Annotated in this window: 20 protein-coding genes; 18 read left to right on the top strand and 2 right to left on the bottom strand. The window is 61.8% G+C overall.

Annotated elements, in window-relative coordinates:
- Positions 1 to 54: 54 nt before the first annotated feature.
- The 6 genes from DW913_RS01460 (at position 55) to DW913_RS01435 (ending at position 8,469) form a co-directional block, all read left to right on the top strand.
- A complete protein-coding gene (locus DW913_RS01460; RefSeq protein WP_117564074.1) occupies positions 55 to 993 on the top strand; it encodes an ABC transporter ATP-binding protein in 939 nt (312 codons plus the stop codon).
- Positions 994 to 1,002: 9 nt separating this feature from the next.
- Complete coding sequence (locus DW913_RS01455; protein WP_117564066.1) at positions 1,003 to 2,190, top strand: ABC transporter permease; 1,188 nt, start codon at positions 1,003 to 1,005, stop codon at positions 2,188 to 2,190.
- Positions 2,177 to 3,382, top strand: coding sequence for an ABC transporter permease (locus DW913_RS01450; RefSeq protein WP_117564067.1), 1,206 nt, complete (start codon positions 2,177 to 2,179; stop codon positions 3,380 to 3,382). Before DW913_RS01455 ends, DW913_RS01450 begins: the two co-directional genes overlap by 14 nt.
- Positions 3,383 to 3,671: 289 nt before the next feature.
- The gene (locus DW913_RS01445) at positions 3,672 to 4,385 is read left to right on the top strand and encodes an ABC transporter ATP-binding protein (protein ID WP_117564507.1); all 714 of its coding nucleotides are present in this window, start codon (positions 3,672 to 3,674) and stop codon (positions 4,383 to 4,385) included.
- Positions 4,386 to 4,393: 8 nt separating this feature from the next.
- The gene (locus tag DW913_RS01440) at positions 4,394 to 7,060 is read left to right on the top strand and encodes an ABC transporter permease (protein WP_117564508.1); all 2,667 of its coding nucleotides are present in this window, start codon (positions 4,394 to 4,396) and stop codon (positions 7,058 to 7,060) included.
- Between the two features lie 203 nt (positions 7,061 to 7,263).
- Positions 7,264 to 8,469 carry a DUF362 domain-containing protein gene (locus DW913_RS01435; protein WP_117637173.1) on the top strand — a complete coding sequence of 402 codons (1,206 nt, stop codon included), beginning with the start codon at positions 7,264 to 7,266 and terminating at the stop codon, positions 8,467 to 8,469.
- Positions 8,470 to 8,719: 250 nt separating this feature from the next.
- On the opposite strand, the gene DW913_RS01430 is transcribed toward DW913_RS01435, so the two are convergent.
- The gene (locus tag DW913_RS01430) at positions 8,720 to 9,685 is read right to left on the bottom strand and encodes an alpha/beta hydrolase (protein ID WP_117797342.1); all 966 of its coding nucleotides are present in this window, start codon (positions 9,683 to 9,685) and stop codon (positions 8,720 to 8,722) included.
- A 186-nt stretch (positions 9,686 to 9,871) separates the two neighbouring features.
- Between DW913_RS01430 and DW913_RS01425 the strand changes: the two genes are divergently transcribed.
- The 8 genes from DW913_RS01425 (at position 9,872) to DW913_RS01390 (ending at position 19,099) form a co-directional block, all read left to right on the top strand.
- On the top strand, positions 9,872 to 10,555 hold the full coding sequence (locus DW913_RS01425) for a hemolysin III family protein (protein ID WP_199407916.1): 684 nt from the start codon (positions 9,872 to 9,874) through the stop codon (positions 10,553 to 10,555).
- Between the two features lie 108 nt (positions 10,556 to 10,663).
- A complete protein-coding gene (locus DW913_RS01420) occupies positions 10,664 to 12,037 on the top strand; it encodes a hemolysin family protein (RefSeq protein ID WP_117564511.1) in 1,374 nt (457 codons plus the stop codon).
- 24 nt (positions 12,038 to 12,061) lie between these two features.
- Positions 12,062 to 12,895 carry a hypothetical protein gene (locus DW913_RS10115; RefSeq protein ID WP_233502314.1) on the top strand — a complete coding sequence of 278 codons (834 nt, stop codon included), beginning with the start codon at positions 12,062 to 12,064 and terminating at the stop codon, positions 12,893 to 12,895.
- Between the two features lie 136 nt (positions 12,896 to 13,031).
- Complete coding sequence (locus DW913_RS01410; RefSeq protein ID WP_099432470.1) at positions 13,032 to 13,421, top strand: YtxH domain-containing protein; 390 nt, start codon at positions 13,032 to 13,034, stop codon at positions 13,419 to 13,421.
- Positions 13,421 to 14,176 carry a hypothetical protein gene (locus DW913_RS01405; protein ID WP_055252569.1) on the top strand — a complete coding sequence of 252 codons (756 nt, stop codon included), beginning with the start codon at positions 13,421 to 13,423 and terminating at the stop codon, positions 14,174 to 14,176. The genes DW913_RS01410 and DW913_RS01405 overlap by 1 nt, the downstream gene beginning before the upstream one ends.
- 72 nt (positions 14,177 to 14,248) lie before the next feature.
- A complete protein-coding gene (locus DW913_RS01400) occupies positions 14,249 to 15,655 on the top strand; it encodes a polysaccharide deacetylase family protein (RefSeq protein WP_233502635.1) in 1,407 nt (468 codons plus the stop codon).
- Between the two features lie 328 nt (positions 15,656 to 15,983).
- The gene (locus DW913_RS01395; RefSeq protein WP_117564512.1) at positions 15,984 to 17,828 is read left to right on the top strand and encodes a magnesium transporter; all 1,845 of its coding nucleotides are present in this window, start codon (positions 15,984 to 15,986) and stop codon (positions 17,826 to 17,828) included.
- Between the two features lie 74 nt (positions 17,829 to 17,902).
- Complete coding sequence (locus DW913_RS01390) at positions 17,903 to 19,099, top strand: Nramp family divalent metal transporter (RefSeq protein WP_006235731.1); 1,197 nt, start codon at positions 17,903 to 17,905, stop codon at positions 19,097 to 19,099.
- A gap of 542 nt (positions 19,100 to 19,641) precedes the next feature.
- Here the strand turns inward: DW913_RS01390 and DW913_RS01385 are convergent.
- A complete protein-coding gene (locus DW913_RS01385; protein WP_117564513.1) occupies positions 19,642 to 21,858 on the bottom strand; it encodes an acyltransferase family protein in 2,217 nt (738 codons plus the stop codon).
- A gap of 187 nt (positions 21,859 to 22,045) precedes the next feature.
- Between DW913_RS01385 and DW913_RS01380 the strand changes: the two genes are divergently transcribed.
- The 4 genes from DW913_RS01380 to DW913_RS01365 all read left to right on the top strand — a co-directional run bounded on the left by DW913_RS01380 (position 22,046) and on the right by DW913_RS01365 (position 26,916).
- Positions 22,046 to 23,041 (top strand): ribokinase, encoded by a 996-nt coding sequence (locus DW913_RS01380; protein WP_070097149.1) that lies wholly within the window; start codon positions 22,046 to 22,048, stop codon positions 23,039 to 23,041.
- Positions 23,042 to 23,045: 4 nt separating this feature from the next.
- Positions 23,046 to 24,020: a nucleoside hydrolase gene (locus tag DW913_RS01375; protein ID WP_117564514.1), complete on the top strand. Its 975-nt coding sequence runs from the start codon at positions 23,046 to 23,048 to the stop codon at positions 24,018 to 24,020.
- A 227-nt stretch (positions 24,021 to 24,247) separates the two neighbouring features.
- Entirely contained in the window at positions 24,248 to 25,258 is a 1,011-nt protein-coding gene (locus DW913_RS01370; protein WP_117564515.1) for a LacI family DNA-binding transcriptional regulator, read from the top strand.
- A 257-nt stretch (positions 25,259 to 25,515) separates the two neighbouring features.
- Entirely contained in the window at positions 25,516 to 26,916 is a 1,401-nt protein-coding gene (locus DW913_RS01365) for an L-fucose/L-arabinose isomerase family protein (protein ID WP_117564516.1), read from the top strand.
- Position 26,917: the final 1 nt, after the last annotated feature.

Here is a 26,917-nt window from a genome sequence, read left to right as displayed (position 1 = left end):
GGTTCCTGCGATGATGCAATCGTACCGGGCCGCAATCAACAGAAGGGCCGCCTCATGACAGACATCGTCCACGTCGAAAATCTCGTCAAGCGCTACGACGATCTTATCGCGCTCGACCACTTTAACCTGTGCATCGCCCCTGGCGAGATCTTTGGCCTGCTGGGCCCCAACGGCTCGGGCAAGACCACGTCCATCAACTGCATCCTGCAGCTGCTCGCCTACGACAAGGGCACCATCGAGCTATTCGGCGAGCGCATGACGCCCGCCCGCTACGACCTCAAGCGCCGCATCGGTGTGGTGCCGCAGCAGGTGGCGGTGTTCGACGAGCTCACCGTGCGCGAGAACATCGACTATTTCTGCAGTCTCTACGTCAACGACCGCAAGCGCCGCCGCGCGCTGGTGGACGAGGCGATCGACTTTGTCGGCCTGGGCGACTTTACCAAGTTCCGCCCCGGCAAGCTCTCGGGCGGCCTGGCGCGTCGTCTCAACATTGCCTGCGGCATCGCGCACAAGCCCGAGCTCATCTTTTTTGACGAACCCACGGTGGCGGTCGACCCGCAAAGCCGCAACGCCATCCTGGAGGGCATCTGCCGCCTGCGCGACGAGGGCGCCACGGTGGTGTATACCAGCCATTACATGGAGGAAGTCGAGCAGATCTGCAGCCGCATCATGATCATGGACGGCGGCCGCGTGCTGGCGCAGGGCACTAACGACGAGCTCAAGCGCATGATTCAGATGGGCGAGAAGATTGTAATCGAGGTCGGCGAGGTTCCGAGTGCGGCGCTCGGTGCCGTCGCAAGCCTGCCGCACGTTCTGGACCTTTCGGCAACGGCGGGACAGCTCACGTTTTCGTGCGAAGCGAGCCCGCACAACCTGACGGACATTCTCGATGCGCTGCGCTCGCATGACGTGCCGCTCGGCCGCATCTATTCCGAACCGCCGACCCTCAACGACGTGTTCCTCGAGATCACCGGCCGCGAGCTGCGCGACTAGGGGGCGGCCATGTTCAACACCATCATCACCACGGTCAAGACGCTGCTGCGCCGGCCGAGCACGTGGGTCTGGGGCGCTCTCTTTCCTATTGCGCTTTCCACGATGTTCATGTTTATGTTTGCGAACCTCAGCTCCGACGGCACGGTCGACCCGGTGCCGGTTGCCGTCGTGGCGGACGAGGCCTGGGATGCCTCGACCTTTAAGGACGTGGCAGCTTCGCTTGCCAAGGCAAGCGACGATCAGCTGCTCGATGTGAGCGAGTACGAAGACTTGGCTGTCGCGCGCAAAGCACTCAAGGCCGGCGAGGTCGCGGGCATCTATACGGTTGATGCCGCGGGCACGCCCAGGCTCACGCTGCTGTCGAGTTACGACAGCTCGCGCGCCTCGTCGGTGCTCACCGACCGCAGCATCCTTGAAACGGCGGCAAGCTCGTATACGCAAAATGTCGAGCTCATGCGCCAGATTGCCCAGGACAACCCGGCGACGCTCGCCGATCCGGCGGCGGTTGCGCACGCCCTGTCGCTCGAGGGCGGAACCCGCCGCGTGAGCCTGACTCGTGCCACGCCCGATGGCACGGTCATCTACTACTACGCGCTCTTTGGCCTGGTCGCGATGATGTCTGCCGAGTTTGCCGCCTTGAGCGTCGTCGATTTGCAGCCTAATCTGTCGGGCCTTGGCGCGCGCCGCTGCGTGGGCGGTCTTTCCAAGACGGCGTCGCTGGCCGGCATTTTTGTCGGCTCGTGGCTGGTTTCCTTTGCATCGATGGCGGTTGCGATCGGCTACGTGCGCCTGGTCGTGGGCGTCGACTTTGGCGGGCGCGAGGGGTTGTGCCTGCTGGGCGGGGCTGCATCCGCGCTTGCCGCCACGGGCCTGGGGCTTTTTGTGGGCACGCTTCCCGTTAAGGGCGGCAAGGCATCCAAGTCGGGCATCCTCACGGGCTTTGCCACCACGTGCGCCCTGTTCGCCGGCCTCTACGGCGAGCCGGCGATGGCGCTTGCCGACGACGTCGCCCGCGCTTGTCCGGTCGAGTGCTGGCTCAACCCCGTCAAGCTCATCTGCGACATGTTCAATCGCCTGTATTTCTTTGAGGACCTGGGGCCCTTCGCTGTTCGCGCCGGCGCGCTCGTCCTGATGGCCCTGGTGTTTGTCGCCGCCGCTACGCTGATCTTTGGAAGGAGCCGCTATGAGCACCTTTAAGACCGCGCTTCGCATGGCGCTGGCGCACCCGTTTTACCTGCTCATCTATACGGTGTTCATCTCGCTCATGGGCGTATTCATCGCGGCTTCGGTGAGCTGGAACTCGTCGCAGCTTACCGAGTACAAGCCCTACGACACCAACGTGATCGTGGTCGACCGCGACAATAGCGACCTTTCGCGGGCACTTACCAAGCACCTGGGCTCACGCTTTGACCTGGTCACGGGCGTCGGCGACGACACGTACGACCTTGCGGATGCGCTCGCCAAGAGCAACAGCGCCAAGGGCAGCGCCGATTGCGTGTTCTTTATCCCGGAGGGGTTTGAGGACGATCTTGTTGCAGCCGCCCGCGCGGGGGAGGCCCTGCCCAAACTCGACGTGACGTACGGCTCCGGCACCATGGCGGCAGCGCTTTCGTCTGCCGAGGCCTCGCGCTGGATCTCGCTTGCGGGTGCTGCGGCGGCACTTGAGCCAGCTGCTTCCGACAGCGATGTCGCCAAAGCTGCCGAGCATGCCGCTGCAAAGCGCGCGGAGGTCCAGATCGAACAGGTCAAGGTCGACTCGACTGCCGCCGCCACGCTCGAATCGTACTTCAATTTTGGCGCGTACGCGATCATCTCGTCGGTCATCGTGTCGGTGGGATTGGTGTTCTCGGGCATGAATGAGCCCGAGCGCGTGCGTCGTATGGATGCCGGCCCAATCCCCGAGCGCCAGCGTTCGCTCGCTGTGTTCGCGGCCGCCGCCGTGCTCACCGTCTGCATCTGGCTCGTGTCGAGCATGATGGGCGTCGTGGGCTTTGCCAGCGCGGTTGCCGAGGTCGGCGTGGGTCGCGTGTGCCTGGCGCTGGCGGCAACGTTTGCCCTGGCGTGCACGCCGCTGGCCGTTGGCTTTACGCTGTCGAGCCTGGGCGCGCGCGAGGAGCTGCTCAACGGTGTGGGCAACCTGCTCGGCATGCTCATGACGTTTTTGGGCGGCGCCTGGATGCCGCTGTCGCTCATGGGCTCGGCCGTGCAGACGGTGGCGCACTTTGTGCCGACGTATTGGGTGAACGACGCGATCGGCAAGGCGCTCGCCGCGGACCTGACGTCCACCGTGCTGGGCGACATCGCCTGCGATCTGGGCGTCACGGTGCTCTTTGCCGCGGCCATCGCCGCCGTAGGCCTAGCCCTCGCGCACAACAAATCCCACGCCTAGCCACCTAGTCATTGGGGACGTTCTTAAACGACTGGTCGCTGGGGACAGTCTTTGCCGATTCGCCGGCTCGCCGGCCGGGCTGGCAAGGACTGTCCCAATATGTCGGCACTTGGGGACGTTCCTTTCCTGCCGGCACTCATTGGGGACAGACTTAAATGAGCGATTTCACTCATTTAAGTCTGTCCCCAATGAGTAGGTTGGAAAAAATTGCGCCTGTCGCTTAAAAATAGTTCACCTGGGTTTACTATTACCTTAGAAAAGTAGCAGAAGGCTAACAACGGGGGATAGCATGGCGACAAAGCGTGCCTACGTCCAGGTCAACGGACTCAAGAAACACTATGGCGACGGTGATGCACGCCTGACGGTGCTCGACGGCATCGACACGTCCATCAACCGCGGCGAGATCTGCGTCATGCTGGGGCCCTCGGGCTCGGGCAAGTCGACCTTTCTCAACCTGATCGGCGGCCTGGAGGATGCCGACGGCGGCTCCATCATGGTGGACGGCTGCGATCTCACGGCGCTCAAGCCCGCCGATCTGGGCGAGTACCGACGCCGCGAGCTGGGCTTTGTCTTCCAGTTCTACAACCTGGTGCCCGACCTTACCATCAAGGAAAACATCGAGGTCATGGCGCACCTGTCCAAAAACCCGCTCAATGTCGACGATCTGCTGCGCTCGCTGGGCCTCTACGAGCACCGCAACAAGTTTCCGCGCCAGGTCTCGGGCGGCCAGCAGCAGCGCTGCGCCATCGGCCGTGCGCTCGTCAAAAATCCGGGCCTGCTGCTGTGCGATGAGCCCACGGGCGCGCTCGACTACAAGACATCCAAGGAAATCTTGCGGCTCATGGAGGATGTCAACCGCACCTACGGCTGCACCATCATCATTGTCACCCACAATGCGGCCATCGCGCACATGGCAAATCGCGTGCTGCGCCTGCGCGACGGGCGCATCGTCGAGGACGAGCTCAACGAGTCGCCCGTCGCGGCCGCCGAGCTCGATTGGTAGGCGGCGCCATGACACCTCTCGCAAAACGTCTCCCGCGCGAGCTGCGCCGCAATATCGGCAAGTACCTGGGCATCTTTTTGCTTATGTGCGGAAGCATCGCCCTCACGTCGGGCTTTTTGCTCGCGGCGCATTCCATCGGCTGCCTCATTGACGACATGCGCGACGACTACACGATTGAGGACGGCCGCGTGACTACCTCCTTCGAGGCCACCAAAGATCAGCTCAAGGCTGCCGAAGACGCGGCTGAGGACGTCGGCGGCGTTACGTTCTACAAGAATTTCTCCATCGACGCCATCATCAAAAAGGCGGCTGGCGACGACGGCACCAAGCGCACCCTGCGCACCTACGCGCATCGCACCAAGGTTGACATTGCGTCCTACTGCGAAGGCAGGCAGCCCAAGACGGACGATGAGGTGGCAATCGACCGTGTTTTCGCCACCAACAACGACCTCGCCGTGGGTGATAAGGTCGAGCTTGAGGGCCGCACCTACACCATCTGCGGCATCATGACCCAGCCCGATAGCCAGGCGCTGTTCCTCGACAATTCGGACTTTACGGTGAACACCATCACGTACGGCGTGGCCGAGGTCACCGACGCCGGCTTTGCCGCGCTTGAGGACGCCGGCGGCGCGCCTGCCTACACCTACTCCTTTACCTTTACCGATCGCGACCTCCCCACCGCGGATCGCATCGATGCGGAGCAGGATATGGTCGAGGCGCTGACCGATGCCGATGCGCGCGTGGACGATCTGATCGATGCCGATTCCAATCAGGGCATTGGCTATGCGCGCGACGACGTGGACGGCGACTCCATGATGTGGATGACGTTGCTCGACATCATCATCGTGATCATGGCGTTTGTCTTTGTGGTGCTCACCGACGCCACCATCGAGGAGGAGAGCGCCATCATCGGCACGCTGCTCGCCAGCGGCTATCGCCGCCGCGAGATCGTTCTGCACTACCTCGCGCTTCCCGCCATCGTGGGCGTGCTCGCGGCGCTTTTGGGCACCGCGCTCGGCGTCGCGTTCTTTACCGAGCCCATGCGCGGCCTCTATTACGGTTCGTATAGCCTGCCTCCCTTCCAGGTGTACTGGAGCTGGGAGATCTTCGTGAAGTGCGCCGTGGTTCCCGCCGCCGCGCTCATCCTCATTACGCTGGTGGGCCTGCTCCGCAAGATGGGCAAGACGCCGTTGCAGTTCCTTCGTCACGAGGCGAGCGGCAAATCGGGCACCAAGCGCGGCCTGCAGCTGCCGGAGCGCATGGGCTTTGTCTCGCGCTTTCGCCTGCGCATCTTCCTGCGCAACCTGGGCAACTTCGCCACGCTCTTCGTGGGCATTGCGTTTGCGTCGCTGCTACTGCTCTTTGGCCTGGCGATTTTGCCCACGATGACGCACTACGCCGACAACCTCGAGACGAGCCTGGTCGCCGAGCATCAGTACACACTCAAGGCGCCGCTGGAGCTCGAGGGCACTACCGAGGAGCGCGAGCAGTGGTCGGCACTCGAGCGCTTGCAGTCGGTTGACGGCGCGCTGCTTTCTGCCGCCCAGGATGCCGATGACGAGCTTGACGGCGCGGCCGATGCGGCGCAGACGGCAGCCGATGCCGCGACCGCATCTCCGTCTGCCGAGAGCCTGACCGCAGCGCAGGATGCGCTTGCCAAGGTCCAGGACAAGAAGGATGCGCTCTACGCGCGCCTTGACGATCTTGCCGATGCCCTCGGCTGCAACCGCGATGAGGCCATCGATCTGATCGACAAGGCCTCTAAGATCGACACTGACAACGACGATATCCACCCGGTCAATACGACCGACAACGGCGCGGGCGCAATCGCGCAGGCCGAGAAATATGCCGTTCACCAGCTGCAGTACGACCGTGGCGACGGCAATGGCGAGGAGACGATTTCTGTCTACGGCATCTCGTCCGATTCGCGCTACTGGAAGGGCCTCAACATCGGCGATGGCCGCGTCGTCTTTGGCGGCGGTCTGCTCGATAAGTTTGGCTGGAGCGAGGGCCAGAAGGTCACGCTCAGCGACAAGTACGAGGGTGAGCATTATTCCTTTGAGTACGCGGGCAAGGACTGTGCCTGGGGCTCCAAGTCGGACATGAACATCTATATGAGTATCGACGACTTTAACGAGCTGTTCGACAACGACGCCGCCTACTTTAACGGCTATGTGAGCGACGAGAAGCTCGACCTCGACGCGCGCTACTTTGCCGGCGACACCACGCCCGACGACATGCGCGCCGTGGGTGACCAGTTCATCGGCATGATGAGCAAAATGATCGGCATGATGGTCGGGCTCGCGGTGTTTATCTTCCTGCTGTTTATGTACCTGCTGACCAAAGCGGTGATCGACCACAGCGCCCGTTCGATCAGCTACATGAAAGTCTTTGGCTATCGCGATAGTGAGATCTCGCATCTGTACATCCGCTCGATCACGCTGTGCGTGGCGGCGTCGCTCGTGCTGAGCCTGCCGGTCATTATTGGCTCGCTCACGGCCATCTTCCGCTCGATGCTGCTCGCCTACAACGGCAATATCGAGATTTACGTGCCCACTTGGTCCATGGCGGCGTGCGTGGGCATCGGCTTTGCAACTTACCTGGTCGTGGCGCTGCTACACACGCGCTCTATCAAGCACGTCAGCCTAGCCGAGGCCCTCAAGGTGCAAGAGTAGTCATCGGGGACGTTCTTGAACGACTAGTCATCGGGGACGGTCTTTGCCGATTCGCCGGCTCGCCGGCCGGGCTGGCAAGGACTGTCCCTGACGGCACCCATTAAAGTCTGTCCCCAATGAGTGGCCGTGCTTGACTTCAACCCCACTTCACCGGGTACCATCCTCTATGTCTGTAACGCCATATAGACCGAGGGGATATATCTATGACCGCAACCGCACCCGCAGCACCGGCAAAGGTGTACTTCACCAACCTGCGCACGCATGCTCGCGAGAGCCAGCTCGACAAACTCAAGCGCCTCATTCGCCGCGCCGGCATTGAGCAGATCGACTTCGAGAACAAGTTTGTCGCCATCAAGATTCACTTTGGCGAGCTGGGCAACCTGAGCTTTTTGCGCCCCAACTACGCCCGCGCCGTCGCAGACGTCGTGAAGGAGCTGGGCGGCAAGCCCTTCCTCACCGACTGCAACACGCTCTATGTGGGCAGCCGCAAAAACGCGCTCGAGCACATCGATACCGCCTACCAGAACGGCTTTACCCCGTATGCCACGGGCTGCCAGATCATCATCGCCGACGGCCTCAAGGGTACCGACGAGGCGCTCGTCCCGGTCGAGGGCGGTGAGTACGTGCGCGAGGCAAAGATCGGTCAGGCGCTCATGGACGCCGACATCGTGATTAGCCTCACCCACTTTAAGGGCCATGAGCAGGCCGGCTTTGGCGGCGCCATGAAGAACCTGGGCATGGGCGGCGGCAGTCGTGCTGGCAAGATGGAACAACATGCCGCCGGCAAGCCGAGCGTCGATACCACCAACTGCGTAGGTTGCCGTGCCTGCGAAAAGATCTGTGCGCACAACGCCATCACGTTTGACGACACGCGCGAGCGCGAGCTTGCCAACGGCAGCACCCGCACGGTTCGCGTGGCTGCCATCGACCACGATCGCTGCGTGGGCTGCGGACGCTGCATTGCGGCGTGCAACCAGGACTGCATCAAGCCCGACTATGATGCCGCGGCCGACGTACTCAACTACAAGATCGCCGAGTACACCAAGGCCATCGTCGACGGCCGCCCGAGCTTCCACATCTCGCTCGCCATGGACATCAGCCCCAACTGCGACTGCCATCCCGAGAATGACACGCCCATCGTCAACGACATCGGCATGTTCGCGAGCTTCGACCCGGTCGCCATCGACCAGGCCTGCGCCGACGCCGTCCTGGCATCCGAGCCGCTGCCTAACACCGAGCTTACCGACAGCGCGGCCAAGATGGAGCATAATCACGAGCATCTGGAGGGCGAGCAGGCCAAGGATCCCTTCTGCATCACGCATCCCGACACCGACTGGCGCGCGTGCATCGCGCATGCCGAGAAGATCGGCCTGGGCACGAGCAAGTACGAGCTCATCGAGGTCAAGTAGCACCTAACTATTGGACATATCAAGCGCTTTTGTAGTGCAACGTTAGTAAAAGCCGCCCGCGAGCACAGTGCCCACGGGCGGCTTTTCGGAAGTGCGGTGAAAAATCGAATACCGCCGACCACAAACCGTTTTTTGACAACAAAACCCCTGATAAATTGTTGGTAAAACTGTGGTCTGGTCGGGCTTCGTGCGATTTCCCCGCACTTCCGAAAACAGGGGGTCAGATAGACAAGTAAACCGTACTATTTGCCTAAAAATTCTCGTCGAGGAAGCTGTCGACCGTGTTCCAGTAGAGTTCGGGGTCGACTTGCGCGCTCTTGGCATGGGTGGCGCCGTGGATAGTGAGCTTTTGCTTGACCTTGCTGGCGCACGCCTCGTAGTTTTGGTCGAGCATGCTGTACGGTACAAAGGTGTCTTGGTCGCCGTGGATAAATAGCATGGGAACCGTCGCGTGTTTGAGTTGCTCCACACTGCTCGCCTTATGAAAGTCGTAGCCCGCGCGCACGTTGCACACCAAGTTTGCTACATCGAGCAAGGGAAAGCTGGGCAGGCCGAACACGTCCTTGAGCTGCAGAGAAAACTCGTCCCAAACACTCGTATAACCACAGTCCTCGATAATGCATTTCACGTTGGACGGCAAAGATTCCCCCGCGACGTCCATGGCGGTTGCCGCACCCATCGACTCGCCAAAGACCAGGATGCGCGCCTCGGGGTCAGCCTGAACGATCCGCCCAATCCATGCAACGACATCGAGCCGCTCGGGCCAGCCCATGCCGATATAGTCGCCGCCGGAGCGCTCGTGGGCACGGGCGGCAGGCGCGAGCACGTTCATGCCGCGGTCATGGAATCGTTTGGCGTATCGGGCCATACCGATGGGCTCATCGGTGTATCCGTGTAGGCAGATAGCGTAATTGTGCGTGCTCTCTGGGGCGGCAAAATACCAAGCGGAGAGCTCGGTTCCGTCATCTGCGGTGAGGCTGCTGCTCTCGCGGTTCTCTTTAAACCATGCCCGCGCCTCGGTTCCCTCGGCATCCGGCTGCTCACTTTCTTTGTCGTCCTTGCCGTCCTGCATCATCTTCATGGTGTATGGCGCGCGGGGATTCAGCGCGAAGTCAAACAGAAAGTTGCCGGCAAATCCGAGCAGCACAATGACAACCACCAGTGCAACGATGCCGGCTATCTTGAGCTTTCGATGGGAATGTTCGTTTTGAGCCATGCGGTATTCTCCTATAAGATGTTAATACATCAACATTTAAAACAAGCGCATTATGGATGTTCGCCGTTGATGCGTCAACAAGCAAAGAATGGGTAAACAAAGGGTCACGTATGGTGCAAATTTCGCACGTACCCAGACGCTTTGATATAGTGTTGAGAACTCTTTACATTGGAGGATGTAACCGGCATGTCCGATTCGAGCGACAGTTCCAAGCCGCGACCCAAGATCGCGGCCGTTCCGCACTACACGGTGGGCGAGGAGATCATGAACTCCGTCACCCATGGTGTCGGCTGCTTGCTGGGTATCGCGGGTCTGGTGCTCCTGATCGTATTCGCTGCACTGCGCGGCGGTGGCCCGGCCCACATGGCCGCGGCAATTGTCTATGGCGTCAGCATCATCCTCGAGTACCTAGCCTCCACGCTCTACCATGCGATTCAACCCGCGCGCGCCAAGCGCGTGTTCCGCATCATCGACCACAGCTGCATCTACCTGCTCATAGCCGGCAGCTATACGCCGTTTTGCCTCATCACGCTCGCAAACGACGGCGGCGCTGTGCTGTTCTTTGCCGTATGGGCCATCGCCATTATCGGCATCGCCCTCGAGTGCTTTATGCGCGAGCGTCAACCGCACTGGGTAAGCGGCCTGGTCTACCTGCTGATGGGCTGGCTCGTTGTCTTTAAGCTGCCCGAACTTGTGGCGCTGCTCAACCCCGTGGCACTTGCCCTACTCGCCGTCGGCGGCGTGTGCTACACCGCGGGCGTGCCGTTCTATATCGCCAAAAACGTGCGCTATCTGCACAGTGTTTTCCACTTGTGGGTGCTCGCCGGCAGCATCTTCCAGTTCATGGCGGTGATCCTCTTCGTAATCTAGCGACCGCGCCCACGGCCCCGCTCGCACGGGCGACCGGCGCAATTGCCCTATCCGTCACCTACGCTTACTACCCAACGTCCCGAATCTTGGAGGTTCGAGAAACTCCCGATGGACATAACCATCTCCCTTATTACCACGCTCGTTTTAACGCTTATCAACGGCTACTTCTCCATGTCCGAGATGGCTCTCACCACGGCTAAACGCGCCGTGCTGGAGCACGATGCCGAGGAGGGCGATAAGCGCGCCGAGCGCGCCGTCCAGCTCGCCGCCGACTCCGATCAGCTGTTGGCTACCATCCAGGTCGCCATCACGCTCGTGGGCTTCGCCTCGTCCGCCGTCGCCTCGACGAGCCTGTCCGACCCGCTCGCCACGTGGCTCATGAGCTTTGGCATCGCGCCGCTTTCCGCCATCGCACGCGGCCTGGCGCCGGTCATCATCACCGTCGCCGTCGCCTTTGTGTCCATCGTGATCGGCGAGCTCGTCCCCAAGCGCATCGGCCTGGCCAATGCCGAGGGCGTGTCCAAGCAGGTCGTGGGACCGTTGTCGTTTTTCCAAAAGATCGCCCGTCCGCTCGTGTGGCTGACTGGCGCTTGCTCCGACGGCCTGGCCCGCATCCTGCGCATCAAGAGCGCCGACGACCGTCAGAACGTCTCGGAAGAAGAGATCAAGTACATGGTCTCGGAGCAGGACGACCTGCTCGACGAGGAAAAGCGCATGATCCACGAGATCTTCGATCTGGGCGACACCGTTGCCCGCGAGGTCATGGTGCCGCGCGTGGACACCACCATGTGCGAGGACGACGAGACGGTCGCCGACGTGCTGTCCACCATGCGCCAGACCGGCTTTAGCCGCATCCCCGTCTATCACGAGGATCCCGACAACGTCGCGGGCATTGCGCACATCAAGGACCTGATCCAGCCCGCGCTCGACGGCAAGGGCGACCAGCCCATCGCCGGCTTTTTGCGCGACGCCACCTTTGTGCCCGACACCAAGGACATCCTGCCGCTGCTGTCCGAGATGCAGACCTCGCACGACCAGATCGTGGTCGTCGTGGATGAGTACGGCGGCACGGCCGGCATCATCACCATCGAGGACATCGTCGAGGAGATCGTGGGCGAGATCGAGGACGAGTTCGACCCCGACAACAAGTACCTCACGCGCCTTTCGCGCCGCGAGTGGCTCGTCGATGGGCGTTTTTCGTGCGATGACGCGATTGAGCTTGGTTGGCCGCTCGAGGAAAGCGATGATTATGAGACCATCGCCGGCTGGATTTTGGAGCTTTGCGACTCGGTGCCCGACATCGGAGAGGTGTTTGAGGTCGCGGGGTACAAGTTTAAAGTGCAGTCGATGCGTGGCCAGCGCATCTCGCTCATTCGCGTGATCGCTCCGGCCGAAACCGATAAGAAGGATTCCGAGTCTTCGGTAGACGAGCCGACGACGTCGGGTGCGGGTTCCGCGAATCCGCACGACGGCGACGAGTAGGACAAGGAAGAGTAGGGGAGAGTTATGGCAGGCCTGTTCAACATCCTTAAGGTCACCGTCAGTGAGGACAAGATCTGCGCGCATGTGCTGGTGAACCCCGGCATGCCGCTCATGACCTCGGAGGACATCGAGGCCACGGCGCGCGTGTACTACCTGGTGCCCGCGATTGCCAAGCACCTGTGCCTGGGCGATTCCGGCCGCGAGTTCCAGGACTGCATGGGTCAGACCGAGCTCTGCCACCTGCTGGAGCACGTGACGGTCGAGCTTATGAACGAGACCGGTCTTGCCGGTAGCATCTCGTGCGGCCGCACGCGCGTAAGCGAGCATGACGAGCGTGTCTTTGAGGTCGAGCTTTCGTGCCCCGACGACGCACTGGCCATCGGTGCGCTGTCGTCGGCCACCTTTATGATGGACTGGGCGTACCTGCACGCCGACCAGCCTGCCCCCGACGTGGAAGGCACGGTCGCGGGCCTGCGCAACCTGGTGCTGGGCATGCGCGCCGAGGCCGAGGGCAAGGATCCTCACGAGGCCGTCGCTGCTGCGAACGGCGAAGATGCTGCCGAGGACGAGGGTGCTGACGAGGGCGATGTGCCGGTCGACGCCGAGCCCGTTGCCGATGCGACCGCCGAGCCCGTTCCCACCGAGCCCCAGGGCGCCCCCAACTTTGACGACGAGCCCCAGGTGGCGATTGATACCGAGGGCGCGGTTGCCGAGAACCACGAGGCCTCCGCTGCCGTCTTTGGCGGTGCTGCGACGGTTCCGGTAGGACCTGCGCATGAGGGCGGCCTGCCGCTCGTGGACGGCGCCGGCGAGGACCCGGGTGCCACGGTGGCCATGCCGGCTATGCCTCAGGAGTAGGCCTACGCGTTTATCGCCATCACGTACCTGCGCCTTTGCCGTACGCAGATGAGCGGAGCGGCAAGTGATGCGCTGCGGGTATAATGGACAGCATTCAAACGGTGGGCACCGACGTGCCCGCAGGAGAGGAATGATCATGGGTAAGACTTTCAGCTTTGTCTCCGGCGCACTTTTTGGTGCCGCTGCCGGCGCTATTATCGGTGTTGCTCTGGCCCCGCGCTCGGGCGCCGAGACCCGCGCCATGGCTGCCGATATCGCCAACGACGCCTGGGACAATATGCGCGACACCTACGAGCACAGCGCCGAGGAGGCCCGTGCTGCGGTGAATGACTTTGGCCCGATGGTCGACGCCAAGACCGACGACCTGCGCGCCAAGGTCGACCTGGCCCGCGAGCGCATGGACCAGCTGCGCGAGCAACTCAACGACGCCATTTCGGGCGGCAACGTGACGCCTGCCGCCGACGTCGTGGTCGAAAACGCCGTCGAGGCTGATACCGAGGCTGCGGAGCCCTCGACCGAGGCATAATGCGCGCCGGGGATTTTGTCGGCGCCAAGATCTATCGCAAGCCTACCGAGGACAAGCGCACCAAAAAGGACGGCACGCCGCGCAGCCCTAAAAAGCTCGGAAAGATTCACTTTCCGGTCTTTACCCCGGGCGGTACGCGCGTGGTCGGCTTTATGGTCCGCCAGTCCGATATCGCGGGCATGATCGAGCGTCCCGATCGATTCGTAGCGCTCGACGCCATTGGTGTCTACGAGGGCGCCATTGCGGTCGATGACGTCAAGGACACGTACGATGCCGCCGCCGCCAAGCGCCTCGACATCAACCTGGACGATTGCATCATCTGGGTCGGTATGGACGTGCGCACGGAATCGGGCGACGTCGTGGGCTATTGCTCGGACGTTGAGTTCAAGCCACGTTCGGGCATCGTGCAGGCATTCTATGTGACCGCCGGTGCTGCTTCGAGTGTTTTGGTTGGTGACACGCAGGTGCCGCCGACGATGCTACGCGGCTACGAGAACGGTGCGATGGTCGTCTCGGACGAGGTCAAGTCGCTTGGGTATTCGGGCGGTGCGGCCGCCAAGGCCGCCGAGGCCAGCGTCGTGGTGGGCGACAAGGTCAAAAAGGGCGCCAAGGTGCTCGACGACAAGGGATCGGTCGCCGTGGACAAAGGCAGTCGTGCACTGGGCAAGCAGCTCGGCAAGACGCGCGGCATGTTCAAGGCCTTTAAGGACGAATACCAAAAGGCGAGCGGAGGCTCGTCAAAAGCTACAAAATAGCGACGTACCAAATGATGGGAGGCAAGCCGGAGACCTGTTGCTCCGGCTTGCTGTGTTTATGGGGGAGGGCACATGCGCCAAAACGGATCCAACTTAAACGGGCGTTCGGGTGCGCGTCCGACGGCGCGCCGCGACCTGGGGCAGCTGCCCAGCGGTCAGCGCCGTCGCCGCCGTAAGCCCGGCGCGATGTACCTCAACCATAGCCGCGGGTTTAGCGACCGCAGCGCGCGCATCGGCAACGGGCGCTCGCCGCGCCGACCGTCCCGTCTGCCCTATGCGCTCATTGCCGTGGGCTGTGCGCTCGTGCTGTTTATCGCTGCCGTCGTGGGCTACGTCAACCGCAGCGTGGACGTGGAACTCAACGGGCAAAAGACCGCGGTGCGCGTGGGCTCTACGCTGCAGAATCTCATCGACGACCAGGAGTTGACCGATACCTACGACGCAGGCGACCTGCTGGCCGTCGATGACAGCGTGCTCAAGCGCCATGGCGGCGAAAAGCTGTCGGTTAAGGTGGACGGCAAGCGCATAAAACAGGGCAAATGGGATAGCCGCGAACTTGAGGGCGGCGAGAAGGTGACGGTCAAGGATGGCCGTAACACCTACGAGAAGCACGAGGTTCAGGCTACGGTTATCGAGCCCAAGCTCAAGGTCGAGGGCACGGGCGCTATCGAGTATGTGCAGACATGGGGTGTCCAGGGCCGCTCCGAGGTGTGGGTTGGTGAGCAGTCGGGCAAGACGCAGGACCGCGGCGAGGTTGTGCCCGCCACCGATTGCGTCGTTGCGTGCGCCAGCGTGGCGCCCAAGGGCAACAAAAAGTACGTGGCGCTGACGTTTGACGAGGGTCCGAGCGGCGCCACCAAACAGATCTTGCAGGTGCTCAAGGAAAAGGGCGTTACCGCGACGTTCTTCCTTTCGGGCGATGCGGCCGAGGCCTCGCCTGCCACGGCCAAGGCGATTGTCGATGCCGGGTGCGAGATCGGATCCAACAGCTACAGCGACGATTCGCTCAAGGGTCAGGACCGTGAGACGGTACGCGAACAGATCACGAAAGGCACCGATGCGATTAAGTCGGCGACCGGCGTGAAGACGATGCTGCTGCGTGCTCCCTACGCTGCCTTTGACGAGCAAAACTGGATTGATGCGATGGACCTGGTCTCCGCCGTGGTCTCGTGGAATATTGACTCGGGCGACTGGCTGCTCAACGGTGCCGACGAGCAGGTCTCAACGGTGCTCGATTCGGTGACGCCGGGCAATATCGTGCTGCTCACCGATAGAGACGAATGCGCCGAGCAGACGCTCGAGGCGCTGCCGCAGATTATCGACGGTCTTGTCGCCGACGGATACAAGATCGTGACGCTCAGCGACCTGGTCAAGACGGACACATCGCTCAGCAAAAAGCTCACCTCGCTGACGAAGGTCACCATGCCCAAGGACGCCGTGTTCCCCCAACTTGCCGAGGACGATGACACCACAGAGTAGTCATTGGGTAGTCGTTTAAGAACGTCCCCAAGGGCTATGTCACGGATACGTCAGCGTTTGGTATGCCTGCAATGTGCAGCGCATAAATTCGATGCCGCAGGGCGATGCTGATGCTATAGTTACTGCGGTTAATGAGGGTCAAGAGAAAGGTTACAGGTGAAATCCAAACCTCGACCATACAGTCGATGACCCCATGCAGGTGCTTTTTGCGCATGCACGGGGTGTAAGCGTCGAGCGGCGTGCCGCCCGCGCATGCGTATACATATCCAGAAGCCCCCGGACGCCGCACGCGCGGCCGCGTCCGGAGGAATAATGATGGGGAGCACCATTGAATTATCTGAGTGAGATGCTCAAATTGCCGGTCTTGGACGTCGACGGCGAAAAGCTCGGCGTGGTCAACGATTTTGGCATTGCTACCGGCGAAGTTTTTCCGCACGTGACGTCGCTCGCGTTCCGCGGCCCCGGCAAGACGCCGTTTATGATCAGCTGGCGCAAATGGGTCGACCGTATCGACGAGACGGGCGTGTATCTCAACACGTCTGCCACCAATATTCGCTTCTCGTACCTGCAGCCGACCGAGCTCCTGCTGGCGCGCGACGTGCTCAATAAGCAGATCGTCGACACGCAGGGCATGAAGGTCGTGCGCGTCAACGACATCAAGTTTTCCATGTCGGGCGAAAACCAGCTGCGCCTGTTGGGTGCCGAGGTCGGTGCCCGCGGTCTGCTGCGCGCGATCAGCCCCGCACTCGAGCACGTCGTCGAGGGCTTTATGAAGCACCTGGGCAAGCCGCTCAGCGAGGACATCATCGCTTGGTCCTACATGGACCTGCTCGACCGCTCGACTAAAAACATCCAACTCTCGGTGTCGCACAAGACGCTCGGCGAGCTGCACCCTGCCGACATCGCCGACATTATCGAGCAGCTCGACCCGCGCCTACGTGCGCAGGTGTTTGCGCAGCTCGATACCGCCCAGGCAGCCGAAGCTATCTCGGAGTTCGATGACGACGAGCTTATGACCGAGATGCTCGAGGGCCTGTCCGACACGGACGCATCGTCGATGCTGGCCATGATGGACCCGGACGACGCTGCCGACCTGATCGACGAGCTTGATTACGAGAAGGCCGAGAAGCTCCTGCGCCTGATGGGCGTCAAGGAGGAGAAGGCGATTCGTAACCTGCTGGGGTATGAGGACAACACCGCCGGCCGCATCATGACCTCGGAGTTTGTCTCCCTGCCCGCCACGGCAACGGTCGGTGACGCCATCGAGGCGATTCGCGAGCTCGACGAGGACTTCGAGAGCGTCTACTACGTCTATACCGAGGATCCGAGCGGCATGCTGACCGGTGTGCTTTCGCTGCGCACGCTGATCGTAGCCGACCGCGACGCCACGCTGGGTCAGCTGGCCTATCGCGACCTGGTCTACGTGTCGCCCGACGAGGACCAGGAAGACGTGACGGACGAGATGACCAAGTACGACCTGGTCGCTATCCCCGTCTGCGACGAGAACCGTCATATCCTGGGTATCGTAACCTTCGACGACGCCATGGACGTTATCGCCGAGGAGCATCAGGAGGACCTGCAGATCGCCGGTGTCGGCTCGGGCGACAGCGCGTCGGACGACTCGACGAACGTGCTCAGCTGGTTCGTGCATCGCCAGTACTGGGTTGTTGTATGGGGCATCGCGTCGTGCATCATGGCGACCGTGCTGGGAACGGCGCTCGGCTCCGCGCATCTGGTGGTGTTCCCCATGTGCGCCATGCCGCTCGTGCTGCTGGCGGCCTCGCGCATGGTGTCGTTCGTCAAGAACTACTTCCTGGAGTATGACGGTCACGACGACGAGCCCAAGCCGTATCTGGGGTTCTTCTTCCAGAGCACGGGCATGGGCCTGATTCTGTCGCTCGTGACCTACCTGTGCGCCCAGCTGGTGCGCACCGCTGCGTTCCTCGATGCGCCCATGTTTGAGGAGCAGCTCTTTACCGGGTGCTTTAATATCGCTGCCATTATTTGCCTGGTTGGCAACATGAGCGCCGTGATTTACCTGATGGTGCTGTTCTGGCGTGACGAGCATGACCTCAACACGTCGGGCACCGCCATGAACGTCATTGCCGTCATGATTTCGTGTGTGGCGTATTGCATCGCCGCGGTGCTGCTCGCCATATCAGTCATGGGTTAGGTGGTCGCGTGCAAAATACCAAGCAAAAGTCGGGCACCAAGCAAAAGTTGACCATCGCGGCCATCTTTGGCGCTATGGGTCCCGGTCTGCTGGCGGCGCTTTCGGGCAATGACGCCGGCGGCATTGCAACGTATTCCAGCGCGGGCGCCAGCTATGGCTACAAGATGCTGTGGATGCTTCCTGTCATGACTGTGCTGCTCATCGTGACGCAGGAGACCGCGGCGCGCTGCGGCTGCGTCACGGGCAAGGGCCTGGCATCGCTCATTCGCGAGCGCTTTGGCGTGCGCAAGAGTGTACTTGCTATGGCGGCGCTGTTGATCGCCAACACGGCTGTGACCATTTCGGAGTTTGCGGGTATTGCGAGCGGCCTTGCCCTCTTTGGCGTGCCGGCGAGCATCTCGGTGCCGTTGGTGGCGCTGCTGGTGTGGATGCTTACCATGTCGGGGAGTTTCCAGCGCATCGAGAAGATTCTGCTGCTGGTGAGCTGCGTGTTCGTGACCTACATCGTCGCCGCGTTTATGGCTGGCCCCAACTGGGGTGAGGTCGCGGTCGACCTGGTCGTGCCTAACATTCAAAATGACCCCAGCTACGTGTCGCTCGTGGTCGCAACGATCGGTACCACCATCGCGCCGTGGATGATTTTCTTGGCGCAGAACAACGTGGTCGATAAGAACGCGGGCGAGGACGACATCGTGCTGCAGCGTATTGATACCGTGAGCGGCTCGCTTGCCGCCGATGTTATTGCCGGCTTTATTATCATCACGACCGGCACGGTGTTGTTCCCGGCGGGTATTCAGATTAGCGATGCTGCCGATGCTGCCCGCGCGCTGGAGCCTATTGCGGGTCAGTGGTCTACGGTACTGTTTGCCTCGGGCCTGGTCGCGGCGAGTTTCTTGGCTGCCTGCGTGCTGCCGGGCGTTACGTCGAGCGCTATCTGCGAGGCATTTGGCTGGGAGCGCGGTGCCGACCGCAGCTGGGACGAGGCCCCGGTCTATCGCGGCATCATTACGGCCATCATCGGTATCTCTGCCGTGCTGGTGCTTATGCCCGGCGTCGATCTGTTCCAGATTATGATGACCTCGCAGGTCATCAATGGCGTGCTACTGCCCGTGGTTCTGGTGTTCCAGGTGGTTATCGCCGCCGACCGTCACATTATGGGCGCCAACCGCAACGGCCGCGTATGGAACGTGCTCACGTGGGCGACTATCGGCGTGATTACGGTGCTCACGGTCGTCATGTTTGTCCTGCAGGCGATGGGCTACAGCGCTTAACGCCCACTTTTGCTTCCGAACAGGCCGCAGCGATGGACTGCGGCCTGTTTTTTGCCCGCTATAGGGCATTAGTTATATGGCAGTGGACAAAAAATGCCAAATATGAGTACTGTTGCTAAGTGAATAGCATTTACATCCAAGAAGATAATGGACATAGCCGATAGTATGTTCATTAAAATTGGCTCCAATATGTCTTAAACCAGTCAGGTTGGCTGCTTTAGGGGGTTGTAGGGGTCGCTCGGACGTCATTTTGGGTGGTTTTGCCTGCTACTAAAATGGTAACAGTACTCATATTTGCCCCTTTTTGTCCACGACCCCTTGGAGCCGGCTCGAAAAGAGTGATTTTGGGTTGTTTGCTGCGGGTGTGGGCTTGGAAACAACGTTCGGGGTGGCGAGGCGCCCAGAATTTGGTCGCAAGGAGGGCGTTCCTCGGCTGTGTCAGGAGTGTCCCTGGGTGCCGGCACATAAGGAACGTCCCTAACTGTCGGAGGGGGTGCCTGCCGTGGCGCACCCCTCCGGATGTGGGAAGTTTGCGCTGCAGGTTACTTGTCGGTGCCCAGCTTGTGCGGCTTGAGAGCGAGCGCATTGACGAGCGCGTCGGTGGCAGACTTGACGGCCGCCGGCTGCAGATCGTTGACGTGATCCTCGGGATGCACGGGCAGGTCCTTCTTGACTGCATCGTGGATCAAGTTGAGGTACTCAGTCACGCCAGTGGTCGACAGGTGCGTGCCATCGCCATCGAACAGGTCGTTGCGATTGGCACTGTATCCGTACCAGTCGATAACGCGCACGTTCTTGTAGCGCGTAGCAGCGTTGGCGATGGCCTGGTTGGTAGAGCCAACCCACGGCTGCGGGCTGCGCGTGTTCACAAACACCACAATACGCTTATCTCCTGCATCGGTCATGATGGCGTCGATCTGGTCGTCGGTTACCAAGCCGTTGGTGCCCAGTGCAAAGACCACGATCTTGCCGGCAAGGTTCTGTTGGAGATAGCCCTCAAATGTCGCGCGGCCCGCATCAAACTGGCGGCCCTTTTCGGCATCGATATGGCTGTGCGGGAACACGCCGTCAAAGGAATCAACGGCGCGCAGCGACACGGAGTCACCGATCATCAACAGGTCGTAGGAGCCATCGGGGAAGCCGTCGTTGTCCTTGTCGGTGTCGTCGGCCGCCTGTTGGTCTGTGGGCGCGGTGTTTTTGGCTTCCTTGTTGAGGACTTCGGCGCCCTCACCGCTCAGTGCGGAGGTCTCCGGCACAAAGATCAGGCCGCCCAGTGCAACGACCAACACGACAGCGCAGGCTGCGCAGACAGGGACGTGCGCGCGCACCCAGTTGGCGGGCGCGGTGATGCCGTCGCGGAACTCGGATACGGTGCGCCCAAAGGCGCCCTTTCTAAACGGCGTCTCGATAAAGCGATATGAACATTCGGCTACGGCGACCACCAACAACACCTGCAAAATGTACTGCCACCACGGCGTATCGTTGATGTTGGCGACCGGGTTCATGAGCAACAGTAGCGGATAGTGCCACAGGTAGATGCTGTACGAGCGCTTGCCAACCCACACGAGCGGCTCGGCGGACAGTGCGCGGGCAACCATTCCCTGGGGCTGCACGCAGGCCGCGATGACCATGAGCGTGAGGATGGAGCATAGCAGCGTGCCGCCGCGATACTGGAACGCGGTGTAGCCGTTGGTGAGCGCGACCATGGCGGCAAGGCCAACCAGACCCACGACGCCCAACACATCGATGGATGCGGGCGAGGACCAAAAGCGCACGAGGGCGCTCGGCTGTGCCGGGACGGTCTCGGCTGCGTTGTCGGCCTTCTCGCCAGGCTTGCCCTCGGCGTTCTTGCCGTGCTTGGCGGCGCCAGCCAGGCGATTGAGCCCCAAACGATGAGCGAGACACACCGGCGCCAGGTCGCGATCGGGGATAAAGGCCATCCAGGCGCCCAGCAGCAGCGAGAAGACGCGGGTGTCGGTGCCGTAGTACACGCGGCTGGGGTCGGCGGCAGGGTTGTAGAGCACCATCATGGCAAGGGCGGATACCGCTGCGAGTCCCAGGACCATACGGCGCGTGTTGGGTTTGCTCACATGCATGGACACCATGGCAAACAGCAGCGGTGGCCAAACCAGGTAGAATTGTTCCTCGATGGCGAGCGACCAAAAGTGCGTAAGCGGCGAGGGGTCGCCCAGGGCGTTGAAGTACGAAACGTCCTGCATAATCTGCCACCAGTTGTTAAAGAACAGCAGCGACGGCAGAATGTCGGGACGCATCTTGGTGAGCATCACGTGGTTGAAGACGGTGCACAGCGCACAGGTTACAACCACAACGGTCACCACGGCGGGGACCAGGCGACGGATGCGGCGGATCCAGAAGCTCTTGAGGTCGATGCGGCCGGTCTTAGCGACTTCGTTGAGTAGCAGGCGTGTGATCAGATAGCCCGAAAGCACAAAGAAGATCGTGACGCCAAGCAGGCCGCCCTGAGCCCACGTGAGGTTGAGGTGATAGAGCACCACCGCGACGACGGCAAGCGTGCGCAGGCCGTCGAGCGCAGGGATGTAGCGGGACTTGGGGCGAGCAGGCGTCTGCTCCGCGGCGGGAGTGTTGGCGCGGCCCGCGTTGTTGGCAGAAGCGCGATGGGGGCTCGCGGTGCGTCGCGGCTCGTTGGCACGGCGCTCGCCCTTCACGCGTTCGTGCGGCGCCGGCTCGTTGCCCGTGCGGCGTCGACCGCGCGAGCCCGATTGCGAGAATTGTTCCATAAAACATCATCCAATGACGAGAATAATCAGCACGTATTCATTGTAGCTGCCTGCCCCTGTGAATGCTTGCTGCTGGCGCAAGCTCAAGCGCGCGTCCACATCAAAGTGGACTAAAGTTATAGGGGGTGCGAGAGTGCACAATCGTTGGTCGATGGTGGGCGCAAAGCCTGAAGACGAGGAGGTTTCCATGGCGGATCACAGCATCGTTGCGGTGTTCGGCAGCATGAACATGGACCTTTCGGTGGCGTGCGAGCGCATGCCGCGCGCGGGCGAGACGGTCGATGGCAGCGGTTTTATCACCAACGCCGGCGGTAAGGGAGCCAATCAGGCCGTTGCCGCTGCGCGCATGGGTGCGCGCACGTGCATGATCGGCGCTGTTGGGCGCGATACCTTTGGCGATGCGCTTGTGGCAGGGCTCCAAGATGCCGGCGTGGGCGTTGAGTCCGTGACACGTCTCGACGACGTGGAGACCGGTACTGCGACTATCATTCGCTGTGAGAGCGACAACCGCATCGTGCTGTCGCCGGGCGCCAACCATGCGCTTGCGGGCGAGGACGTTGCCCGCGCACTGAGGCGTTTGGTGGCCGACGAGCTCGACGGCGATGCCAGCGAGATTGCCCCGGCTGCTGGCGGCGTCTTTATCGCCCAGGGCGAATGTGACCTTGCGGCGACGGCCGGGGCGCTTGCTTGCGCTCACGAGCTGGGGTTCTATACGATCTTTAACCCGGCGCCCGCCTGCGACCTGCCGGCAGGAGCGTGGCCAGCGGTCGACCTGGTCTGCCCCAACGAGACCGAGTGCCAGGTACTGACGGGCATTCTGCCCACGGATGATGCGAGTTGCGTCGCCGCGCTCAATGCGCTGCTCGACAAGGGCGCCGGGGCTGCGGTCATCACGTTGGGCGGCGCCGGCTCGGTTACGCTCGGCGATGGCGGTGAGCCGCTGCGCATGCCGGCGCTTTCGAGCGCGGTGGTCGATACGACGGCCGCGGGCGATACGTTTATCGGCGCGTTGGCGGCGGCTCGTCTGGAGGGCCTGCCGCTCTTTGAGTGCATGGCGGCGGGTGCTCGCGCCTCGGCGGTGACGGTGTCGCGCCTGGGCGCTCAGCAATCAATTCCCACGCGTGCGGAAGTCGAGCACAAGTTTGGTTTAGACGGTTTGGATGTAGACGGAGAAGCGGAGTAGAACAATGGCAACCAAGAAGCTGATCCTTGATCTGGATATGGGTGTGGATGATGCGATGGCGCTTGCCTACGCCATCGCGAGCCCCGAGGTGGAGCTCGTCGGCATCACCACGTGCTTTGGCAACGTGCGCGTCGAGCAGTCGGCGCACAACTGCTTGGCGGTGCTCGACCTGTTGGGTCGTCCCGAGGTGCCGGTGTACCTGGGCGCCGATCGTCCCATGAAGGCGACCGAACCCTACACGCCGCCGGCGTCCACCACGCTTATCCACGGCAAGAACGGCATCGGCGGCGCAAGCGTGCCCGCCTCGCCGTACGAGCCGGTGGGCGCGACGTCGGCCGACGGCAATGCGGCGGTCGATTACCTGATTGATGCCGCGCGTACCTATGGTCCCGATCTGGTCTACGTTGCGACCGGCCCGCTCACCAATCTGGCGCTTGCCCTGGAGCGCGATGCGGCGGCGATGATGTCTATCGGCCGCGTGGTCGTGATGGGCGGCGCCCTTACCGTGCCCGGCAACGTGAGCGCGGGCGCCGAGGCCAACATGGCGGGCGACCCCGAGGCTGCCGACGCTGTGTTGCGCTCGGGCCGCAAGCTCACCATGGTGGGCCTGGATGTGACGCACCGCGTGGTGCTCACACGTCGCGACGTTGCCGGCTGGACGGGCTCGGGCACTATGGCTGGCTGCGCGTTTGCGAGCATGGTCGAGCACTATATCGGTTCGTACGAAATGAACGCGCCCTACCTGGGCGGCTGCGCGCTGCACGATCCGCTGGCGGTTGCCGTGGCGATTGATCCCACGCTCGTGGGTGCGCTCGGCTGTAACCTGCGTGTCGACCTGCTGGGCGAGTATCGCGGCCGCACCATCTGCGACGAGCACCGTCTGTCCGATCCAGATAAGAGCGCGCTCGTGGCGCTCACCGTGGACGCCCCACGCTTCCTGTCCGAGTTCAAGGCGCGTATGGCCCGCGTCCTGGGCTAAATGTTTTTCACGCCCCGCCCCAAGTAGTCAATTTGGGACGGGGCTTTTTTAGCTACCGAGCAAATGTGCCCGTTGGGGGAATAGTCGCGTCGCTTCGCTTGACAACAGGCTAAACTAGCTATTAAACATTTACTATTCTGTTTAGATTGAATTTGCGGTCGTTTAGTTGTCGAGTCACGGGGCGGTCAGGCCACGATGCTCGACCGCGACCGCTACTAGGGGGAACAATGGCCAAAGCAAGTGTTCGCGAAATCAGCCGCATCACCGGTTTTTCGCCTGCGACCGTGTCCAACGCGCTTAACCGCAAGCGCAGCGTGAGCGAGGAGACCGCCAAGGTCATCCTGGAGTGCGCGCGGTCGCTCGGCTATCAGCAGTCGACGCAGCTCGAGAGCATCCAGTTTGTGCTCGCGCGCAAGACGGGCGCCATCCTGGACGAGAGCACCTTCCACCCCGCGGTCATCGAGGGCGTGGAGCGCCAGGCGCGTCGCCACGGCATGAGCACGAGCTTTGTCTCGCTCGACTTTAGCGACCTGGACGCCGTGCGCCCGCAGGTCGAGGGCCTGATCGCCGACCCGTCGGCCGCCATCGTGCTGATGGGTACCGAGCTGGGTGAGGAAGACTATGCCTTGTTCGCCAACGCTGCCGCCCACTTGATCGTGCTCGATGGCTGGAGCGATCGTCAGTACTTCGATGCCGTAGTCATTGCCAACACCGACTCGGTGCTGCGCGCCGTGGACTACCTTATCGAGAAGGGTCACAAGCAAATCGGCTATCTGGCAGGCGACCTTCGCATCCGCAACTTTAAGGATCGCGAGCGCGGCTATCGCCAAGCGCTTGAGGATGCGGACCTTGAGGCCAACCCGACATGGCGCGTCACATTGGGCACCACGCTCGAAGGTGCTTATCGCGACATGGGCGCATGGCTCGACAGCGTCTCGCGCGACGACCTGCCGACGGCTTTCTTTGCCGAAAACGACGTGCTCGCCGTAGGCGCCATGCGCGCGCTGAACGAGCACGGCATACGTGTCCCCGAGGATGTCTCAATCATCGGCTTTGACGATCTGTCTTTGGGCGCCTTCTCCAATCCGCCGCTCACCACGGTGCACGTTCCCAAGCACGAGGTGGGCGAGATCGCGGTGCGCCGCCTGGTGGGCAACATCCGCAATCCCAAGAGCTATACCTGCAAGACGGCCGTGTCGACCTATTTTGTCGAGCGCCAAAGCGTGCGTGAGATCTAGGCAAAGGCAACGCTGGGCCGTAGGGAGGCAAAGCTCGCTAAGGCAGCCATACATAACGCTACTAAGAGAGGGTCCTTTGGGCCCTCTTTTTGATGCCCTTGTATGTTCAGTTTGTTTACATACCGTTTAGGCTGATTTCTCTACCGTCTACGGGTATTTCGCGTTAAACTTCTAAACAGTAGAGTAAAACATTTAGTAAACAGAACAAAACGAAACATGCGTCTGTTTACTGAACATGTGATTAGGGGAGGACGTACATGGACAAGATCAAGCTCGGCTTTGTGCCCACGCGCCGCAGTATCTTTAGCGCGCCGGACGCAATCAAGTATCGCGGCCTGACGGCTGATCGCCTGCGCGAGATCGGCGTCGACATCGTGGATATCGACGACATCAATGAAGAGGGCCTGCTGTTCGACGACAGCCATATCGAGCCCATCGTCAAGAAATTCCGCGCCGAGGGCGTCGATGGCATTATGCTGTGCCACGCCAACTTTGGCACCGAGTACGTTTGCGCTCGCCTTGCCCGCGAGCTCGGTCTACCCGTACTGCTGTGGGGTCCGCGCGACGAGCGCCCCGAGCCCGACGGCACACGCCTGCGCGATAGCCAGTGCGGCCTGTTCGCCACCGGCAAGGTCCTGCGCCGCTTCCAGGTTCCCTTCACCTACATGACCAACTGCCGCCTGACCGACCCCGAGTTCGAGCGCGGCGTTTGGGACTTTTTGGCCGTTTGCAACGTGGTCAAGACCTTCAAGCACACCCGCATCCTGCAGATGGCCACCCGTCCGTTCGACTTCTGGTCGACCATGTGCAACGAGGGCGAGCTGCTCGAGAAGTTCAACATCCAGCTTTCGCCTATCCCCATGACCGAACTTGTCCAGGCTGTGCGCGACGCCCAGGCCGACGAGCAGGCCATGGCCGCCATGCTTGCCCACATCAACGACAGCTTTGAGATCTGCATCCCCGAGGACAAGGTCCCCGCGGTCGCCGGTCTTGCCATCGCCATGAAGCGCTTGGTCGAGAAGTATGGCTGCAACGCCGGTGCCATTCAGTGCTGGAACGCTCTGCAGGACGAGCTGGGCATTATGCCCTGCGCCGCCAACGCCATCCTCAACGAGATGGGCATTCCTATCGTATGCGAGACCGATATCCACGGCGCCATCACCGCGCTGATGGTCGAGGCCGCCGACCTGGGCCGTCACCGCGGCATGTTCGCCGACTGGACCGTGCGCCATCCCGATAACGAGAACGGCGAGCTGCTGCAGCATTGCGGCCCCTGGCCCTGCAGCTGCGCGGCCGTCAAGCCCAAGCTCACCTACCCGCTGGCTTTCGATCACCCCGGCGCGCTGACGGCCGAGGCCAAGCACGGCGACCTCACCCTTGCCCGCTTTGACGGCGACAACGGCGAGTACTCGCTGCTGCTGGGCAACGCCCGCGGCATCGACGGCCCGGCCGGCATGGGCACCTACCTGTGGGTCGAGGTCGACAACCTCAAGCGCCTCGAGGCCAAGATCGTCGAGGGTCCCTACATCCACCACTGCGTCGCCATTCACGCCAACGTGGTGCCGGTGCTCTACGAGGCGTGCAAGTACATCGGCATTGTCCCCGACCTGTACGACCCCATCGAAGAAGACGTCAAAGCTTACCTGCGAGGAGAGTAGA

The sequence above is a fragment of the Collinsella sp. AM42-18AC genome, assembly GCF_003467965.1.
Lineage (GTDB): Bacteria > Actinomycetota > Coriobacteriia > Coriobacteriales > Coriobacteriaceae > Collinsella.
This window is presented reverse-complemented; position numbering and strand designations above follow the sequence as displayed.